The sequence below is a fragment of the Escherichia sp. E4742 genome (genome assembly GCF_005843885.1).
In the GTDB taxonomy this organism is placed as follows: Bacteria; Pseudomonadota; Gammaproteobacteria; order Enterobacterales; family Enterobacteriaceae; genus Escherichia.
In genome coordinates this window covers 2,433,003-2,451,492 of record NZ_CP040443.1, presented here as the reverse complement: position 1 = coordinate 2,451,492, position 18,490 = coordinate 2,433,003, and the positions used below count along the sequence as shown (strand labels likewise).

Sequence of the window (18,490 nt, the reverse complement as noted above, 5' to 3'; positions counted from 1 at the left end):
TATGACACAATATGCATATTACAATCCAGTAACTTTTGAAGTTATTGACTGGATAGACGATTCTTTATTAAATGTTGTGTTACTGGACTCGGTAATACCAGTAAATGATGAGCAATGGAAATTAAAGGATAATATCTGCTGGATATGTCTTGACCCATTCAAAATTATCACCACACCACCTCCGGATAACTTTTATATCTTAGAGAATGATAAATGGGTATATGACAAAACGTTATTTACCATTGCACTAGAGAATACCAAGACCCAGGTTACACAGGAAATAAAAAATCGACGAGATGAAATAACGGTAGACTACATCATCATCAATAACCATCACTTCCACAGTGATACAAACAGCCGTATCCAGCAGATGTCGTTAACCAAAATGGGCCTGGCGAAGCAGATCCCGGCAGGTTTAATGTGGCAGACCAAAAACCACGGTCTGATCGAGTTAACCAACGAAATCGCTGCCCAGTTTGAATCGGTAACAATGGATCACGATATGCGCTTGTTCGCCAACGCCCAGCGCCATATCGCAGCAGTGGAAGCTCTGGACGATATTCAGGCGGTGCTCGACTACGATTACTCCACAGGCTGGCAACCATGAGTAAAACCACTGTCTGGCTCGCTTGTTATAAGGGCCGAACAGAGCACCGGGGTATTGCGAGACTGGCTGACTGGCTTACACGCAAAATCACACGTGGTAGTTATTCCCACTGTGAATTAGCCGTAGTACATGGCGAAAAGAGTTACCTTTGTTACTCCGCATCTCTGCGCGATCGAGGCGTTCGGGGAAAGATAATGCCATTACCTCCAGACAAGTGGGATATGCTACCGCTCCAGGCCAATCTTCAGGATGTGGAAGCTTTTTTCCGTAAACATGATGGCAAACGCTATGACTGGCGCGGAGCCTTAGGAATTATCACCGGCAATAAAGAACAGCGCGATCGCCTGTTTTGCAGTGAGTTTTGTGCTGAATTCCTGCAATTAAAAGATAGCTGGCGATACTCACCAAATCACTTGTATGCCTTAGTAAGTAGCTGGCAATCCCATCCGTAAATAACACCGGGCACAATGCCCGGTTCCTTATATACTCTAAATAGCTTATATGTACACCTCCCCGATGCAAGCACGGTCAGACAGAGAGAATGGCCTCTGCGCCTTACCCCGAAAGGGCTGACCGAAAATGGAGAACTATTCCGCTTGGCTATTTATAATTAGGCTATAACGTATTTATAAAAAATATTATCCCAAACAAAACATTCACGTGAAGAATAAGAAGCGATTTTTAAACATAAATATATTGCGTTATAAATCACTTCAAATATAGTTTGTCCTTTGGGTACCCTCATAGACGATGCGAGGAAACCACATGTTTACTGCCTCACTCCTCTGGAAAAGTAAGGTAATAAAAGAAAGGATAATACGTCATGGTTGATAAAATAATTTTCACTGTTACGCCAATTTTTTCCATTCCTCCACGTTGCGCCGCTGCTGTAGAAACCTGGATTTATCAGGTTGCTAAGATGACAAGAATACCGAATAGAATTGTTTGTATAAAAGAAGAAGGTTATTCTGATATCACCACTGTCAGTGAACGATGTTCAATTCATCGCATCGGATTCGGTCGAATTTATAAACGCATATTTCAGAAATTGACGCGTATAGATCCCTTTCCTTATTCTCAACGAATTTTGAATGTCGCTAACGATTTCAATATTACGGATAACAGTGTAATCGTTGTGCATAATAGCATGAAATTATATCGCCAGATTCGTGAGCGTTCACCTCATGCAAAAATAGTGATGCATATGCATAACGCTTATGAGCCAAAAGGAATGGATGTCAATGTCAAAATGCTCGTCCCCAGTAACTATTTAAAAGACTATTATCAAAGGCTTCTTCCTGATGCAGATATCGCTATAGTTCCAAATGGAACAGATCCATATAATACGGACAAGCACCATGCCAAAATAAACAGATCTGATCTGAACATCCCCCCTGACAAGAAGATTATATTTTATGCGGGAAGGATATCTCCTGAAAAAGGATTGATGTTACTTCTACAAGCGTTTGAACTACTCATCAGAACCCGTGATGATATAGAACTGGTTGTTATCGGAGATTATGCGAGCAAAAGTAAGGGTGAAAAAGGAATTTACCAACAGAAAATTCGAGAATTAGCAAAACAACCAGGTTCACACTGCCATATGTTAGGAGGTGTCACTCCTGAGGAAATGCATCAATATTATTCTTTAGCTGATTTAGTTGTTATTCCATCTCAATTTCAGGAGCCATTTTGTATGGTGGCAATAGAAGCTATGAGCGCAGGTAAACCTGTACTGGTGAGTACTCGAGGTGGAATGATAGAATTTGTAAAAGATAAAGATACTGGCTATCACCTGCAAGAACCGATGACACCCGAAACAATTGCTGTGGATATAGAAAAAACACTTAACAATCCTGATTTACTTAGTGTTGCCCATCACGGAAAACAATTTGTCATGGAAAATTATTTATGGTGGCAAGTCACTCACAAGTTTGAAACTGTAATTAGCAATTGGTTTGATTGATCTAATTAAAATTTTAGCGACTAGTTTTATTTTTAGAAATACTATTGATGTGATAAAAAAACAATACCGGGCTTTATGCCCGGTATACTACTTTTTATCCTAAAATCACAACCAGATCTGAAGCCACGAATTAAAAGAAACTGTCAAATGGATAATTTTTTCCAAAAAACAACATCCTGACTCATTCTCCTATTCTGCTCTGGGGTAAATTCCCGTACACTGAACTATCCGATTAACAGAGGGCACCATCATGGCACTCCCCCGTATTACTCAAAAAGAGATGACTGAACGCGAGCAGCGCGAACTGAAGACGCTGCTGGATCGAGCGCGTATTGCACATGGTCGCGTGCTGACCAACGCCGAAACCAACAGCATTAAGAAAGAGTACATCGATAAATTAATGGTTGAGCGTGAGGCTGAAGCGAAAAAAGCCCGCCAGTTGAAAAAAAAGCAGGCTTATAAACCGGATCCTGAAGCGTCATTCAGTTGGTCGGCAAATACGTCGACGCGCGGCAAACGCTGATTAACGACCTTTTTTCTTCCGCCCCGGCGAGGCGAAACGCTTGCCGTTTGATGCCGGGCGGCCACCTTTCTCCGCCGTTTTTTCTACCTTCACCACCGGGCGTTTGATGCCTGCCGTTTTCGGTTTGGCCTTCGCTTTGGGCTTCGCCTCGGAAGAGGAATTTTCAATGAGCTTAAAGAGATCGATAAGCTCGTCGTCGGTTAAATCGCGCCATTCTCCCAGCGGAATGCCGCTTAAGCTGACGTTCATAATGCGCGTACGTTCCAGCTTTTTCACTTCGTAACCAAAGTGCTCGCACATGCGACGGATCTGACGGTTCAGCCCCTGCACTAACGTAATGCGAAAGACAAACGGCGCTTCTTTTTTAACTTTGCACTTTTTGGTCACTGTCCCGAGGATTGGCACCCCCGCACTCATGCCGCGAATAAACTCCTCGGTGATCGGTTTATCGACCGTCACCAGATATTCTTTCTCATGATCGTTACCCGCACGGAGGATCTTATTCACCAGATCGCCGTGATTGGTGAGGAAAATCAGCCCCTGGGAGTCTTTATCCAGGCGACCAATCGGGAACACGCGTTTGCTGTGGTTAACGAAATCGACAATGTTATCGCGCTCGCCATCTTCGGTGGTGCTGACAATGCCTACGGGCTTGTTCAGGGCGATAAGTACCAAATCTTCGGCTTCCCGAGGCTCAATCAACTGACCGTTTACTTTCACAACGTCGCCGGGTTTCACCTGATCGCCAATGGTGGCACGCTTGCCATTAAGGAACACATTGCCTTGCTCGATATAGCGATCCGCTTCGCGGCGTGAGCAAATTCCGCTTTCGCTGATGTATTTATTTAAACGGACTGATGAGTCGGGCAGCATAAATTCTCCTGTAAAACGCGGAATATACCGTACCTCTTAGCGGGGAAAAACAGGGTTATGCGGCAACGTCGAAATTAAATGTGATCTGCCGCGCCTTTTATCACAAAAGTGTCACCAGAAGCCTGATGCAAATTTGCCTAGCGAAAACCAGGATAATCAACCTATTACGAATCTCTGCACACCTGTGCTGATGACTGCTACGCAGAGAAACAAATGTGCAAGATAAAGCGCCATTTCAGCCCAAACAAAGAGTGAAAAATCGCTTTTAAAGGTCACCATGATGGAGTTATATCAGATCAAGCGGTTAAAAAGCATATTTGCACAAATGTGCAAAATCAGGAGGCGGCGATGGAAAACAGTGACGATATCCGTTTGATTGTGAAGATTGCCCAACTCTATTACGAACAGGACATGACGCAGGCGCAAATCGCCCGCGAACTGGGTATTTATCGGACCACCATCAGCCGCTTACTTAAACGGGGCCGCGAACAGGGAATTGTCACCATCGCCATCAACTATGACTACAACGAAAACCTCTGGCTGGAGCAGCAACTGAAGCAAAAGTTTGGTCTGAAAGAAGCTGTGGTGGTATCAGGGCGCGATGAAGAGGAAGACGCTCAGTTGGCGGTAATGGGGTTACACGGCGCGCAATTGTTAGATCGTTTGCTGGAACCTGGTGATATTGTTGGTTTTTCCTGGGGCCGCGCGGTGAGCGCACTGGTTGAAAACTTGCCGCAGGCGGGGCAATCGCGGCAGTTAATTTGCGTGCCGATTATTGGCGGCCCGTCCGGTAAACTCGAAAGCCGCTATCACGTAAACACATTAACCTACAGCGCGGCGGCAAAGCTGAAAGGGGAATCGCAGCTCGCGGATTTTCCAGCTCTGCTGGATAACCCCTTAATTCGTAATGGGATCATGCAGTCTCAGCACTTTAAAACCATCTCAGCCTACTGGGATAATCTGGATGTCGCCCTGGTGGGGATTGGCTCACCGGCTATTCGCGATGGCGCCAACTGGCATGCATTTTATGGCGGCGAAGAGAGTGACGACCTGAATGCCCGTCAGGTTGCCGGTGATATTTGCTCACGCTTTTTTGATATTCATGGCGCAATGGTCGAAACGAATATGAGCGAGAAAACACTCTCTATCGAAATGAATAAACTAAAGCAGGCACGTTATTCCATTGGTATTGCTATAGGTGAAGAGAAATATAGCGGAATTATTGGCGCACTGCGTGGAAAATATATTAATTGTCTGGTAACGAATAGCAACACAGCTGAACTATTACTGAAATAAAAATCTGCCCGATTTTTACCGTAATAGAAAATTACGGCGGGCCTCTATTACCTAAAACCAGGAGTCTGTTATGCCAAATTGGTTAAATTTGCAGGATAAAATCATTATTGTCACCGGTGGCGCATCCGGCATTGGTCTGGCGATTGTGGATGAATTATTAGCACAAGGCGCGAATGTACAGATGGTCGATATTCACGGTGGCGATGGTCAATATGAAAGTCATAAAGGTTATCAGTTCTGGCCGACCGATATTTCCAGCGCCAAAGAGGTAAATCATACGGTAGCGGAAATTATTCAGCATTTTGGTCGCATCGACGGTCTGGTCAATAACGCCGGGGTCAATTTCCCGCGTCTACTGGTCGATGAGAAAGCGCCTACCGGGCAGTATGAACTCAACGAAGCTGCATTCGAAAAAATGGTCAATATCAACCAGAAAGGCGTTTTTCTGATGTCGCAGGCGGTGGCGCGGCAGATGGTAAAACAACACGATGGCGTGATTGTGAATGTTTCCTCGGAAAGCGGTCTGGAAGGCTCAGAAGGCCAAAGCTGTTACGCCGCCACCAAAGCTGCGCTCAATAGCTTCACGCGCTCCTGGTCGAAAGAGTTGGGTAAACATGGTATCCGCGTGGTGGGCATCGCGCCGGGGATTCTGGAAAAAACCGGGCTGCGCACGCCGGAATATGAAGAGGCGCTGGCGTGGACGCGCAATATCACCGTCGAACAGCTGCGTGAAGGCTATACCAAAAACGCCATTCCTATTGGGCGCGCCGGAAAATTAGCAGAAGTTGCTGATTTTGTTAGTTATCTGCTATCTGAACGCGCCAGTTATATCACCGGAGTAACCACTAACATTGCGGGCGGAAAAACGCGCGGCTAAGGAGGCTTTATGGTCAATGCCATTTTTTGCGCCCATGGCAAATTAGCCTGCGCCATGCTGGAATCGGTTCAGATGGTGTACGGCGACGCTAGGGTCGAGGCAGTTGAATTTGTGCCCGGCGAGAACGCCGGAGACATTGTGGCAAAGCTGGAAAAGTTAGCGAGCATTCACAATCATGACGAGTGGCTAATCGCCGTGGATTTACAGTGCGGTAGCCCGTGGAATGCAGCAGCGGCACTTGCGATGTGCAATCCGCACCTGCGGGTGATAAGCGGCCTTTCCCTGCCACTGGCGCTCGAACTGGTCGATAACCAGGACAGCATGAACGTTGATGAACTGTGTGAACACCTGACGCAAATCGCAAAGCAAACCTGCGTTGTCTGGAAACAACTGGCAACGGCAGAGGAGGATTTCTGATGAACATTACGCTCGCCCGCATTGATGACCGCCTAATCCACGGCCAGGTCACTACCGTCTGGTCGAAAGTGGCTAACGCCCAGCGCATTATTATCTGCAATGACGAGGTGTATAACGATGAAGTGCGCCGGACATTATTGCGTCAGGCCGCCCCGCCGGGAATGAAAGTTAACGTGGTCAATATTGAAAAAGCCGTCGCGGTGTATCACAACCCGCAATATCAGGACGAAACCGTATTTTATCTTTTTACCCGACCTCAGGATGCCTTAGCGATGGTTCGCCAGGGAGTAAAAATCGGCACCCTGAATATTGGCGGCATGGCCTGGCGACCCGGTAAAAAACAGTTAACCAAAGCAGTTTCATTAGATGACGATGATATTAACGCATTTCATGAGTTAAATAATCTTGGCGTCACGCTGGATTTACGCGTTGTAGCATCAGATCCTTCAATCAATATTATCGACAAAATAAAAGAACAGTTAGTCGCAAATTAAATAATAGCGCCTGTGTACATATGCTTTAACAGGCAGGGATGACGACACTTAAAAGGTGACAAATCATGGAAATAAGTACCCTACAAATCATTGCCATATTTCTTTTTTCCTGTATTGCCGGAATGGGCAGCGTGCTGGATGAATTTCAGACTCATCGCCCGTTAATTGCCTGTACGGTGATTGGTTTAATTCTCGGTGATTTAAAAACCGGAATTATGCTCGGTGGTACGCTGGAATTGATAGCTCTCGGCTGGATGAACGTCGGCGCGGCGCAATCTCCGGATTCTGCACTCGCCAGCATAATCTCCGCCATTCTGGTTATCGTTGGTCAGCAAAGCATCGCCACCGGTATTGCCATCGCGTTGCCTGTGGCTGCGGCAGGCCAGGTGCTGACGGTGTTTGCCCGTACCATCACCGTAGTGTTCCAGCACGCGGCGGATAAAGCAGCGGAAGAGGCGCGGTTTCGCACTCTCGATATTCTGCATGTCTCCGCGCTTGGCGTGCAGGCACTGCGCGTTGCGATTCCGGCACTGATTGTCTCGCTGTTCGTCAGCGCCGATATGGTGAGCAATATGCTGAGCGCCATTCCCGAATTTGTGACCCATGGACTGCAGATTGCTGGCGGTTTTATCGTGGTGGTCGGTTACGCCATGGTGCTTCGCATGATGGGCGTGAAATATTTGATGCCTTTCTTTTTCCTCGGTTTCCTCGCAGGTGGCTACCTCGATCTCAGTCTGCTGGCTTTCGGTGGCGTCGGCGTAATCATGGCCCTGCTCTACATCCAGTTAAATCCACAGTGGCGTAAAGCTGAACCACATCCCCAGACCACCACTATCACCGCCCTTGACCAACTTGATGATTAACGGAGCCATCATGGAACAGAGAAAAATTACACGCAGCGATCTGGTGAGCATGTTTCTGCGCTCCAACCTGCAACAGGCGTCCTTCAACTTTGAACGCATTCATGGGCTGGGCTTTTGTTACGACATGATCCCCGCCATCAAGCGACTCTACCCATTAAAAGAGGATCAGGTTGCGGCGCTCAAGCGACACCTGGTGTTCTTCAATACCACACCAGCCGTATGTGGTCCGGTCATCGGCGTCACTGCCGCCATGGAAGAGGCGCGGGCCAACGGCGCGGAAATTGATGACGGCACCATTAACGGCATCAAAGTTGGCCTGATGGGACCATTGGCAGGGGTTGGCGATCCACTGGTCTGGGGAACGCTGCGCCCGATTACCGCCGCGCTCGGCGCATCTCTGGCACTTTCGGGCAACATTCTCGGCCCGCTGCTGTTCTTCTTTATTTTCAACGCGGTGCGTCTGGCGATGAAGTGGTATGGCCTACAACTCGGCTTTCGCAAAGGGGTGAATATCGTCAGCGATATGGGCGGGAATGTGCTGCAAAAACTCACCGAAGGCGCGTCGATTCTCGGACTGTTTGTGATGGGCGTGCTGGTCACCAAATGGACGTCGATCAACGTGCCGTTGGTGGTTTCACAAACGCCTGCCGCCGATGGCTCCACCGTCACCATGACCGTGCAGAACATTCTCGACCAACTTTGTCCTGGTTTGCTGGCGCTCGGTCTGACGCTGCTGATGGTGCGTCTGCTCAACAAAAAAATTAACCCGGTATGGCTGATTTTCGCCCTGTTTGGTTTAGGGATTATCGGCAATGCGCTGGGCTTCCTGTCCTGATTCTTCGCCCCGGCGCAACCGTCGGGGCCATCGTTCAACACGAGGTGGTTTATGAAAACAACAGCTCTGCGTCTTTATGGTAAACGTGATTTACGCCTGGAAACCTTTGATCTTCCTGAAATGCAGGAGGATGAAATCCTCGCGACGGTGGTCACCGACAGCCTGTGTCTTTCCTCCTGGAAAGAGGCCAATCTGGGCGAAAACCACAAAAAAGTGCCCGACGATGTGGCAACCCATCCCATCATCATCGGCCACGAGTTTTGCGGCGATATTCTGGCCGTGGGTAAAAAGTGGCAGCACAAATTTCAGCCGGGCCAGCGCTATGTGATTCAGGCCAACCTGCAATTGCCGGATCGCCCGGACTGCCCCGGTTACTCTTTCCCGTGGGTGGGTGGTGAAGCCACACATGTGGTTATCCCAAATGAGGTTATGGAACAGGATTGCCTGCTGGCATACGACGGCGAAACCTACTTTGAAGGCTCGCTGGTTGAACCGCTTTCCTGCGTGATCGGCGCGTTCAACGCCAACTATCATCTTCAGGAAGGCACCTATAACCACAAGATGGGGATTCGCCCGCAAGGGCGCACACTGATCCTCGGCGGCACCGGACCAATGGGACTGTTGGCGATTGATTATGCGCTACATGGACCAGTTAACCCGTCGCAGCTCGTCATTACCGATACCGACAACAACAAATTGAGTTATGCGCGCAAGCACTATCCATCAGAACCGCAAACACTGATTCATTATCTCAATGCCGCCGATGCAGCATTTGATACGTTAATGGCTCTGAGTGGCGGTCACGGCTTCGATGATATTTTCGTCTTTGTGTCTAATGAAGGACTGGTGACTCTCGCCTCTTCCTTGCTGGCGACAGATGGTTGTCTGAATTTCTTCGCCGGACCGCAGGATAAGCACTTCAGCGCGCCAATTAATTTCTACGATGTGCATTATGCCTTTACTCATTACGTTGGCACGTCGGGCGGCAATACCGATGACATGCGTGCGGCGGTCAAACTGATCGAAGAGAAAAAAGTGCAGGCCGCAAAAGTGGTAACACATATTCTTGGGCTGAATGCTGCGGGCGAAACCACGCTTGAATTGCCTGCCGTCGGCGGCGGCAAAAAACTGGTGTATACCGGGAAAGACCTGCCGCTGACGTCACTCACGCAGATTCAGGATCAAGCACTGGCGGCGATTCTGGCGCGTCATCAGGGGATCTGGTCCGGTGAGGCGGAGCAATATCTGCTCACTCATGCAGAGGCAATTAGCCATGATTAATCGCGATACTCAACTGTGCATGTCGCTGGCCGGTCGCCCCGGCAACTTCGGCACGCGTTTTCACAATTATCTGTATGAAAAGCTGGGGCTGAATTTCATCTACAAAGCGTTCACCACCCAGGATATTGAGGCGGCGGTGAAAGGTGTTCGTGCATTAGGTATTCGCGGCTGTGCCGTGTCGATGCCGTTTAAAGAAAGCTGTATGCCCTTTCTCGATGCGATCGATCCGTCAGCGAAAATCATTGACTCAGTGAATACCATCGTGAATGACGACGGCAGGCTGACCGGGTTTAACACCGACTACATCGCGGTGAAAAACCTGGTTATTCACCACCAGCTCAATAGCGCCGCACGCGTGATGATTCGCGGTAGTGGCGGCATGGGCAAAGCGGTCATTGCCGCCTTTCGCGACGCGGGGTTTACCGATGTCATCATCGCCGCCCGCAACCACGAGAGCGGCCCGGCGCTGGCGAAGCAGTATGGCTTCCAGTGGCAACCGCAGCCAGAAGGAATCGACTGCGACATTCTGGTTAACGTTACCCCTGTCGGCATGAGCGGTGGTAAAGAGAGCCATGAGCTGGCCTTCAGCGAAGCGATGATCTCAACGGCAAGCGTCGTTTTTGACGTCGTGGCATTACCGCCGGAAACGCCGCTCATTTGCCTGGCGCAACGGCTTGATAAGCAGACGATCAGCGGCGCAGAGGTGATTGCTTTACAGGCCGTCGAGCAGTTCGCGATGTATACCGGTGTGCGACCTGATGCGCGGCTGATTACTGAAGCGGCACAATTTGCACGAGAAGGATAAGAAACATCAGCGCCTTAAGGGGCGCTCAGATTGGTGGCAAAGTGCACGTTGTTCATGCCGGATGCGGCGCGAACGCCTTATTCGGCCTACAAAATCGCGAAAATTCAATGCATTGCAATTAGCTTGTAGGCCTGATAAGCGTAGCGCATCAGGCAATGCTGTGTTTGTCATCAGGCTCAGCGCCTTGTTTGCTAACTATCCTCAGAACGCCTGGTTCAATGCGCGACATCGTGAGCCATGTCAGTAAGCGGTTAAAATCACAGTGGTAGCATGCCTCCCGTGATTTCTTACTAACCGGAGAAGTAATGGAACTGCTTTTATTGAGTAACTCGACGCTGCCGGGTAAAGCCTGGCTGGAACATGCGCTGCCGTTGATTGCTGAACAGTTGCAAGGTCGCCGTTCAGCGGTGTTTATTCCTTTCGCTGGCGTAACGCAAACCTGGGATGATTATACGGCCAAAACGGCTGCGGTCCTTGCCCCACTTGGCGTTTCTGTCACCGGTATTCATAGCGTGGCCGATCCTGTTGCCGCGATTGAAAATGCTGAGATCGTGATTGTCGGCGGCGGCAACACTTTCCAGTTGCTGAAAGAATGCCGCGTACGCGGGCTTTTGGCACCCATTGCCGACGTAGTAAAACGTGGCGCGCTGTATATCGGCTGGAGTGCAGGCGCTAACCTTGCTTGCCCAACCATCCGTACTACTAACGATATGCCGATTGTCGATCCGCAAGGTTTCGATGCGCTGAATCTGTTCCCGCTGCAAATCAACCCGCACTTCACCAACGCGCTGCCGGAAGGCCATAAAGGGGAAACGCGCGAGCAGCGTATTCGCGAACTGCTGGTCGTCGCGCCAGAACTGACCATTATTGGCCTGCCGGAAGGTAACTGGATCACAGTAAGTAAAGGTCACGCTACGCTGGGCGGCCCGAATACCACTTATGTATTTAAAGCTGGTGAGGAAGCGGTGCCGCTGGAAGCGGGTCACCGTTTTTAAGTGAATTGCCGGATGCATGATCCGGCATCTTGTTCATAGTGCCTGATGCGACGCTTTACGCGTCTTATCAGGCCTACAGGGTCACGGTATTAATACTCGTCCCGTCCCTCATCTTCATCCGGCTGTTCCAGCACACTGTAAGCCACCGAACAAAACAGCGAGTTCAGGCGCTGCATATCTCCCAGTAAGCCTAAATGTAGCGAACTGGTTTCAATGCTTTGCACGTTTTGCTGATGCAGGCGATCGACGTGAGCATGGGAATAACGGCGATTAAGAATGCGAAAACGATGCTTACTACGGCGTAAACGACGGGCGCTGGTGACATCGCCAGAGAAGAACACCGACATTGCCAGCTTTAAATTACTGAGCAATTGCTCATAGAGCGCATCCAGTTCCTTCAACCCATCAAGCGAAAATGCCCGCCGTGCTGCCAGTGATTTGTCAGCAATTTCGCTGCCCATGCGCTCGACGATATCGGAAGCCTGCTCCAGGTTGAGAGCCATTTCGATAATCTCCGCCCAGCGGCGCGACTCTTCTTCCGCCAGCTCTTCTTTTGGCATCCGCGCCAAATAAAGTTTAATCGCGGTGTAGAGGACGTTGATATCATCCGCCAGCTTGCGCAACTCCTTCTCTTCACGCGGTTCACCGTGCATCACTTTATTCAGCCCTTCCATCATCTGTTCCATCGCGTCACCGATGCGCAGTGTTTCACGGGCGGCATTCGCCAGAGCAAGAGTCGGAGTATCCAGCGCACTAACGTCCAGATGTTTTGGTTTCAGATGGGCATCCAACTCAGGTTCATCGCGAATAATCGTTTTGCAAAATCGCGCCATTGGATCGACAAACGGCAGCATGACCAGGCAACGAACGAGGTTGTAGAAGACGTGGAAATAGATAACCAGTTCCGCTTTTGGCAAAGGCAGTTTATCCATTGATTCAGCCAGAACATGGACAAATGGCAGGATAATCAAGCTCCCCACCAGCTTAAACAACAAGCTACCCATCGCAACACGGCGAGCGGCGGCATTGGCGGCACTATTGTTGAGCATCGCCAGCAGGCCGGAACCGAGGTTGGCTCCGATTACCAGACAGAGCGCCACCGGGAAGGAGATAATGCCTGCGGCGGTCAAAGTAGCGGTCAGCAATACAGCAGCAAGGCTGGAGTAGCTGATAACGGCGAACATCGCACCAATCAGTGCATCCAGCAGAATATCGCCAGTCAACGAAGCAAAGATCACCTGAACGCCGTTTGCCTGGGTGATCGGCGTTACGGCCTGCACAATCAACTCCAGCGCCAGCAAAATCAGCCCAAGACCAATACCGACTCGGCCCAGTTGCCCGGCGCGTGACTGTTTGCGTCCGAGGAAAAAAATCACGCCGATAAAAATGAGCAGTGGTGACAACCAGGATAAATCGAAGGTGAGGACCCGCGCCATTAGCGCCGTCCCGACATCAGCTCCCAGCACAATCACCAGCGCGGGCGCGAGAGCAACCAGATCCTGGGCGACAAACGAGGTCACCAGCATGGTGGTGGCATTACTGCTCTGTACCAGTGCGGTAACGCCGATCCCCGCGCAAAAGGCGAGCGGCTTCTTTTCGACACTCCGGCTAAGGACTGTACGCAGTCGTGCACCAAAGACGCGCATTACGCCCGTTCGGACAATATGCGTCCCCCAGACCAACAGGGCGACGGCAGAAAGCAGGTGAAGCAGCGTTAACACGAGTTCAGGTTCTCCTTATCGTTATATGTTCCTGAAGCAATTGAATGACCAAAGGACCGGAAACACGCTGACTGGCATCTTTACTGTGCCTTTTGACATTCGTTTTTCCGGCTAAGATTATTCCAGCCTGATTCCAGTATAAGTGTTTCATATTAATAAAGAGACAGGGCACCCATTGAGTGCCCTGTTTGTTGTAAGGAAAAGTGACAGATTTGTGAATCAGTCCGCGTCATACCCCAGATTCGGCGCCAGCCAGCGCTCAACTTCGGTAACGCTCATTCCTTTACGACGGGCATAGTCTTCGACCTGATCGCGTTGAATCTGCGCCACGGCATAGTACTTGCTGTCCGGATGGCTGAAGTACCAACCCGAAACCGATGCACCGGGCCACATCGCGAAAGATTCCGTGAGTTTCATGCCAGTGTGTTTTTCCACTTCCAGCAGCTCCCAGATGGTGGCTTTTTCCGTATGTTCCGGGCAGGCCGGATAGCCCGGTGCCGGACGGATGCCCTGGTAGTTTTCGCGGATCAGCTCTTCGTTGCTGAGGTTCTCGTTCGGCGCATAGCCCCAGTAAACTTTACGCACGCGCTCATGGAGATATTCCGCAAAGGCTTCCGCCAGACGATCGGCAAGGGCCTTCACCATGATTTTGTTGTAATCATCGTGCTGCGCTTCGAACGCATCAGCCAGCGCGTCTTCTTCCAACCCACCAGTCACGGCAAATGCGCCGATGTAATCTGCTTTACCAGAAAGCTTCGGCGCCACAAAATCAGCGAGGCAGTAGTTGGCGAAGCCGGTTTTTTCGGTCTGTTGGCGCAGATGATGGCTGACATTAATCACATGGGTGCGCGTTTCGTCGCGGTAGATTTCAATGTCATCGCCCACACGGTTTGCCGGGAACAGGCCCACCACGCCACGCGGATTCAGCGTTTTCTCGGCGCTTAATTTATCCAACATGTCGTTGGCGTCTTTAAACAGCCGCTTCGCCTCTTCGCCTACCACTTCATCTTCCAGAATGCGCGGATACTTCCCGGCCAGCGACCAGGTCATAAAGAACGGCGTCCAGTCGATGTAATTACGCAGCGTTTCGATGCTGGCTTCAACTTCCTGCACGCCGAGACGGTGCGCTACCGGCGGTGTGTAGCTTTCCCAGTCAAAAGCGAAATCGTTATCGCGCGCCGCTTCCAGCGTAACTGGCGGTGTGCGCGGTTTCTTGCGCCCGTGCTGAATACGCACGGTTTCGTACTCCTTGCGGGTACGAGCGACAAAGTCGTCATGCTGAGTGTCAGAAAGCAGCGCCGCCACCACACCAACGGTGCGCGAGGCGTTCTGAACATACACCGTCGGGCCGCTGTAGTTTTGCTCGATTTTCACCGCCGTGTGCGCTTTTGAGGTGGTCGCACCGCCAATCAATAGCGGAATGGTGAAGCCCTGACGCTCCATCTCCTTAGCCACGTTAACCATCTCGTCCAGCGACGGCGTGATAAGCCCCGAAAGGCCAATCAAATCAGCATTCACTTCTTTGGCGGTGCGGAGGATTTTTTCCGCAGGCACCATCACGCCGAGATCGACGATTTCGTAGTTGTTACATTGCAGCACCACACCAACGATATTTTTACCGATATCGTGGACGTCGCCCTTCACGGTGGCGATCACCATCTTGCCGTTGGTTTTACCCTGCTCTTTGCTGGCTTCGATAAACGGTTCGAGATACGCCACCGCCTGCTTCATAACGCGTGCCGATTTCACCACCTGCGGCAAGAACATTTTCCCTTCGCCGAACAGATCGCCTACCACGTTCATGCCGTCCATCAGCGGGCCTTCAATCACCTGAATAGGGCGCTCCGCCTGCTGGCGCGCTTCTTCGGTGTCCTGTTCAATAAATTCGGTAATACCTTTGACCAGCGAGTATTCCAGACGTTTATTCACTTCCCACGAGCGCCACTCTGCCTGCTGGGCATTAGCGGTATCGTCGGTTTTGCTGCCGCGATATTTCTCGGCAAGTTCCAGTAAACGCTCGGTGCCATCGTCGCGACGATTGAGGATCACATCTTCCACCGCGTCGCGCAGTTCGGCGGGCAGGTCGTCGTAAATCGCCAGTTGCCCGGCGTTGACGATCCCCATATCCATACCGTTGCGGATAGCGTAGTAGAGGAACACCGCGTGAATGGCTTCGCGCACCGGATCGTTACCACGAAACGAGAACGAGACGTTAGAGACACCACCGGAAATCAGCGCGTGCGGCAGTTCGCGTTTGATGTCTTCACACGCGCCGATAAAGTCCTGCGCGTAGTTGTTGTGCTCTTCAATGCCAGTTGCGACCGCGAAAATGTTCGGATCAAAGATGATATCTTCCGGCGGGAAGCCAACCTCTTCAGTGAGGATTTTGTACGCCCGACGGCAAATCTCGATTTTCCGTGCGCGGGTATCGGCCTGGCCCTGTTCGTCAAAGGCCATTACCACCACCGCTGCACCGTAACGACGCAACAGTTTCGCATGATGGATAAAGGCGTCGACGCCCTCTTTCATTGAGATAGAGTTAACAATGCCTTTGCCCTGAATACACTTCAGCCCCTTTTCGATGACCTCCCATTTTGAGGAGTCGATCATAATCGGCACGCGGGCGATATCCGGTTCACCGGCAATCAGGCTGAGGAAACGCACCATCGCCGCTTCGGCGTCGAGCATCCCTTCATCCATGTTGATATCGATAATCTGCGCGCCGTTTTCCACCTGCTGGCGCGCCACATCCAGCGCCTCGCTGTATTTATCTTCTTTAATCAGGCGTTTGAATTTGGCAGAACCGGTGACGTTAGTCCGCTCACCGACGTTAACAAACAGGCTGTCATCGCCAATGTTCAGCGGCTCCAGACCGGACAAACGGCAGGCTACGGGAATCTCCGGCAGTTTGCGCGGCGCTAATCCTTCTACTGCGCGACTCATCGCCGCAATATGTCGTGGCGTGGTACCGCAGCAACCGCCGACGATATTGAGGAATCCCGCTTCCGCCCATTCGCGGATGTGCTTCGCCATCGTGTCGGCGTCGAGATCGTATTCACCAAAGGCGTTGGGCAGCCCAGCGTTCGGGTGAGCGGTGACGTAGCATTCTGCTATACGCGACAACTCCTGCACATACTGGCGCAGTTCATCGGGTCCCAGCGCACAGTTCAGGCCAAAGGTCAGCGCTTCGGCGTGGCGCAATGAGTTGTAAAATGCTTCGGTGGTCTGCCCGGAGAGCGTGCGGCCGGAGGCGTCGGTGATGGTGCCGGAGATCATAATCGGCAGTTCAACGCCCAGCGCTTCGAACTCCGTTTTCACCGCAAAAATCGCCGCTTTGGCGTTGAGAGTGTCGAAGACGGTTTCAATCAGAATCAGATCCGCACCACCTTCGACTAATGCTTTGGTGGATTCACGATAAGCCGCCACCAGCTGGTCAAAAGTGATGTTGCGGAATGCTGGATCGTTTACGTCCGGAGATATAGACGCCGTGCGGTTGGTTGGGCCGAGAACACCAGCAACGTAGCGCGGTTTCTCCGGCGTGCGCGCGGTCCACTCATCAGCACAGGCACGCGCTAGTTTCGCTGCCGCAAAGTTGATTTCTGCCGACAGGGATTCCATCTGGTAATCCGCCATCGCAATAGTCGTGGAGTTGAAGGTGTTGGTTTCGATGATATCTGCGCCCGCTTCAAAGTAAGCGTTGTGGATGGCGGAGATCACTTCCGGTTTGCTGAGAACCAGCAGGTCGTTGTTACCTTTAAGATCGCAAGGCCAGTCGGCAAAACGTTCACCGCGAAAATCTGCCTCGTTCAGTCGATAACTCTGGATCATGGTGCCCATACCGCCGTCCAGCACCAGAATACGTTCATTTAACTGCGTACGCAGTTGTTCAACTTTGCTGCTCACACTCGCTCCCGACACGCTCAACCCAGACTGTAAAAAAATTCAACAGACCATACTGGCATAAACGCATCAGTGGTAAAAGCGACCACCACGCAACATGAGATTTGTTCAACATTAACTCATCGGATCAGTGTGGCAACTATTGCATTACACCGCAATAAAAATGAAAATGATTTCCACGATACAGAAAAAGGAGGCTGTCATGGTCGCACCCATTCCCGCAAAACGCGGCAGAAAACCCGCCGTTGCCACCGCACCCGCGACTGGACAGGTTCAGTCTTTAACGCGTGGGCTGAAATTACTGGAGTGGATTGCCGAATCCAATGGCAGTGTGGCACTAACGGAACTGGCTCAGCAAGCCGGATTACCCAACTCCACTACTCACCGCCTGCTAACCACGATGCAACAACAGGGCTTTGTCCGTCAGGTTGGCGAACTGGGTCACTGGGCGATCGGCGCACATGCTTTTATGGTCGGCAGCAGCTTTCTCCAGAGCCGTAATTTGTTAGCCATTGTCCATCCTATTCTGCGCAATCTGATGGAAGAGTCTGGCGAAACAGTAAATATGGCGGTGCTGGATCATAGCGATCACGAAGCGATTATTATCGACCAGGTACAGTGTACGCATCTGATGCGTATGTCAGCCCCTATCGGCGGTAAGTTACCGATGCATGCCTCTGGTGCCGGTAAAGCCTTTTTAGCCCAACTGAGCGAAGAACAGGTGACGAAACTGCTGCATCGCAAAGGGTTACATGCCTATACCCACGCGACGCTGGTGTCTCCTGTGCATTTAAAAGAGGACCTCGCCCAGACGCGTAAACGTGGCTATTCATTTGACGATGAAGAACATGCGTTGGGGCTACGTTGCCTTGCAGCGTGTATTTTCGATGAACACCGCGAACCATTTGCCGCAATTTCGATTTCCGGGCCGATTTCACGTATTACCGATGATCGCGTAACCGAGTTTGGCGCGATGGTGATTAAAGCGGCGAAGGAAGTCACGCTGGCGTATGGCGGTATGCGGTGACTTTTCGTCT

General features: G+C 50.9%; 17 protein-coding genes. 14 read left to right on the top strand and 3 right to left on the bottom strand.

Going from position 1 to position 18,490, the window contains the following annotated elements; translation table 11 throughout:
* Position 1: 1 nt before the first annotated feature.
* From FEM44_RS11900 to FEM44_RS11885, 4 genes are all read left to right on the top strand, one after another.
* Entirely contained in the window at positions 2-607 is a 606-nt protein-coding gene (locus FEM44_RS11900; RefSeq protein ID WP_135523505.1) for a DUF4376 domain-containing protein, read from the top strand.
* On the top strand, positions 604-1,059 hold the full coding sequence (locus tag FEM44_RS11895) for a hypothetical protein (RefSeq protein WP_135523504.1): 456 nt from the start codon (positions 604-606) through the stop codon (positions 1,057-1,059). The genes FEM44_RS11900 and FEM44_RS11895 overlap by 4 nt, the downstream gene beginning before the upstream one ends.
* Before the next feature lie 371 nt (positions 1,060-1,430).
* On the top strand, positions 1,431-2,573 hold the full coding sequence (locus FEM44_RS11890; RefSeq protein ID WP_138159002.1) for a lipopolysaccharide N-acetylglucosaminyltransferase: 1,143 nt from the start codon (positions 1,431-1,433) through the stop codon (positions 2,571-2,573).
* A 250-nt stretch (positions 2,574-2,823) separates the two neighbouring features.
* Positions 2,824-3,096: a DUF3811 domain-containing protein gene (locus FEM44_RS11885; protein ID WP_001207629.1), complete on the top strand. Its 273-nt coding sequence runs from the start codon at positions 2,824-2,826 to the stop codon at positions 3,094-3,096.
* Here FEM44_RS11885 and rluF read toward each other — a convergent pair whose 3' ends face one another.
* Positions 3,097-3,969: a 23S rRNA pseudouridine(2604) synthase RluF gene (gene rluF / locus FEM44_RS11880; RefSeq protein WP_130218604.1), complete on the bottom strand. Its 873-nt coding sequence runs from the start codon at positions 3,967-3,969 to the stop codon at positions 3,097-3,099.
* Between the two features lie 348 nt (positions 3,970-4,317).
* Here rluF and FEM44_RS11875 point away from each other — a divergent pair, with 348 nt between their 5' ends.
* The 9 genes from FEM44_RS11875 (at position 4,318) to pepE (ending at position 11,832) form a co-directional block, all read left to right on the top strand.
* Positions 4,318-5,265, top strand: coding sequence for a sugar-binding transcriptional regulator (locus FEM44_RS11875; protein WP_130205763.1), 948 nt, complete (start codon positions 4,318-4,320; stop codon positions 5,263-5,265).
* 70 nt (positions 5,266-5,335) lie between these two features.
* A complete protein-coding gene (locus FEM44_RS11870; protein ID WP_135523503.1) occupies positions 5,336-6,142 on the top strand; it encodes an SDR family oxidoreductase in 807 nt (268 codons plus the stop codon).
* 9 nt (positions 6,143-6,151) lie between these two features.
* The gene (locus tag FEM44_RS11865; protein ID WP_135523502.1) at positions 6,152-6,559 is read left to right on the top strand and encodes a mannose/fructose/sorbose PTS transporter subunit IIA; all 408 of its coding nucleotides are present in this window, start codon (positions 6,152-6,154) and stop codon (positions 6,557-6,559) included.
* A complete protein-coding gene (locus tag FEM44_RS11860; protein WP_130205757.1) occupies positions 6,559-7,053 on the top strand; it encodes a PTS system mannose/fructose/N-acetylgalactosamine-transporter subunit IIB in 495 nt (164 codons plus the stop codon). Before FEM44_RS11865 ends, FEM44_RS11860 begins: the two co-directional genes overlap by 1 nt.
* 65 nt (positions 7,054-7,118) lie before the next feature.
* Positions 7,119-7,916 (top strand): PTS mannose/fructose/sorbose transporter subunit IIC, encoded by a 798-nt coding sequence (locus tag FEM44_RS11855; RefSeq protein WP_135523501.1) that lies wholly within the window; start codon positions 7,119-7,121, stop codon positions 7,914-7,916.
* A 10-nt stretch (positions 7,917-7,926) separates the two neighbouring features.
* A complete protein-coding gene (locus FEM44_RS11850) occupies positions 7,927-8,751 on the top strand; it encodes a PTS system mannose/fructose/sorbose family transporter subunit IID (RefSeq protein WP_135523500.1) in 825 nt (274 codons plus the stop codon).
* A 51-nt stretch (positions 8,752-8,802) separates the two neighbouring features.
* Positions 8,803-10,032, top strand: a complete 1,230-nt coding sequence (gene sorE, locus FEM44_RS11845) for an L-sorbose 1-phosphate reductase (protein WP_135523499.1) — start codon at positions 8,803-8,805, stop codon at positions 10,030-10,032.
* Positions 10,025-10,837, top strand: a complete 813-nt coding sequence (locus FEM44_RS11840; RefSeq protein WP_135523498.1) for a shikimate 5-dehydrogenase — start codon at positions 10,025-10,027, stop codon at positions 10,835-10,837. Before sorE ends, FEM44_RS11840 begins: the two co-directional genes overlap by 8 nt.
* A gap of 305 nt (positions 10,838-11,142) precedes the next feature.
* Entirely contained in the window at positions 11,143-11,832 is a 690-nt protein-coding gene (gene pepE / locus FEM44_RS11835; protein ID WP_097752848.1) for a dipeptidase PepE, read from the top strand.
* A gap of 89 nt (positions 11,833-11,921) precedes the next feature.
* Here pepE and FEM44_RS11830 read toward each other — a convergent pair whose 3' ends face one another.
* Together FEM44_RS11830 and metH are read right to left on the bottom strand one after the other, a co-directional pair.
* Positions 11,922-13,553, bottom strand: a complete 1,632-nt coding sequence (locus FEM44_RS11830; RefSeq protein ID WP_130205749.1) for a Na/Pi cotransporter family protein — start codon at positions 13,551-13,553, stop codon at positions 11,922-11,924.
* Positions 13,554-13,772: 219 nt separating this feature from the next.
* Positions 13,773-17,456, bottom strand: coding sequence for a methionine synthase (metH, locus tag FEM44_RS11825; RefSeq protein WP_135523497.1), 3,684 nt, complete (start codon positions 17,454-17,456; stop codon positions 13,773-13,775).
* Between the two features lie 199 nt (positions 17,457-17,655).
* Between metH and iclR the strand changes: the two genes are divergently transcribed.
* Complete coding sequence (gene iclR / locus FEM44_RS11820; RefSeq protein WP_000226399.1) at positions 17,656-18,480, top strand: glyoxylate bypass operon transcriptional repressor IclR; 825 nt, start codon at positions 17,656-17,658, stop codon at positions 18,478-18,480.
* Positions 18,481-18,490 lie beyond the last annotated feature (10 nt).

Excerpts from the sequence above, each read along its gene's own strand:
- FEM44_RS11900 (WP_135523505.1), top strand. The coding sequence starts at position 2 with ATGACACAATATGCATATTACAATCCAGTAACTTTTGAAGTTATTGAC.
- FEM44_RS11895 (WP_135523504.1), top strand. The coding sequence starts at position 604 with ATGAGTAAAACCACTGTCTGGCTCGCTTGTTATAAGGGCCGAACAGAG.
- FEM44_RS11890 (WP_138159002.1), top strand. The coding sequence starts at position 1,431 with ATGGTTGATAAAATAATTTTCACTGTTACGCCAATTTTTTCCATTCCT.
- FEM44_RS11885 (WP_001207629.1), top strand. The coding sequence starts at position 2,824 with ATGGCACTCCCCCGTATTACTCAAAAAGAGATGACTGAACGCGAGCAG.
- rluF (WP_130218604.1), bottom strand. The coding sequence starts at position 3,969 with ATGCTGCCCGACTCATCAGTCCGTTTAAATAAATACATCAGCGAAAGC.
- FEM44_RS11875 (WP_130205763.1), top strand. The coding sequence starts at position 4,318 with ATGGAAAACAGTGACGATATCCGTTTGATTGTGAAGATTGCCCAACTC.
- FEM44_RS11870 (WP_135523503.1), top strand. The coding sequence starts at position 5,336 with ATGCCAAATTGGTTAAATTTGCAGGATAAAATCATTATTGTCACCGGT.
- FEM44_RS11865 (WP_135523502.1), top strand. The coding sequence starts at position 6,152 with ATGGTCAATGCCATTTTTTGCGCCCATGGCAAATTAGCCTGCGCCATG.
- FEM44_RS11860 (WP_130205757.1), top strand. The coding sequence starts at position 6,559 with ATGAACATTACGCTCGCCCGCATTGATGACCGCCTAATCCACGGCCAG.
- FEM44_RS11855 (WP_135523501.1), top strand. The coding sequence starts at position 7,119 with ATGGAAATAAGTACCCTACAAATCATTGCCATATTTCTTTTTTCCTGT.
- FEM44_RS11850 (WP_135523500.1), top strand. The coding sequence starts at position 7,927 with ATGGAACAGAGAAAAATTACACGCAGCGATCTGGTGAGCATGTTTCTG.
- sorE (WP_135523499.1), top strand. The coding sequence starts at position 8,803 with ATGAAAACAACAGCTCTGCGTCTTTATGGTAAACGTGATTTACGCCTG.
- FEM44_RS11840 (WP_135523498.1), top strand. The coding sequence starts at position 10,025 with ATGATTAATCGCGATACTCAACTGTGCATGTCGCTGGCCGGTCGCCCC.
- pepE (WP_097752848.1), top strand. The coding sequence starts at position 11,143 with ATGGAACTGCTTTTATTGAGTAACTCGACGCTGCCGGGTAAAGCCTGG.
- iclR (WP_000226399.1), top strand. The coding sequence starts at position 17,656 with ATGGTCGCACCCATTCCCGCAAAACGCGGCAGAAAACCCGCCGTTGCC.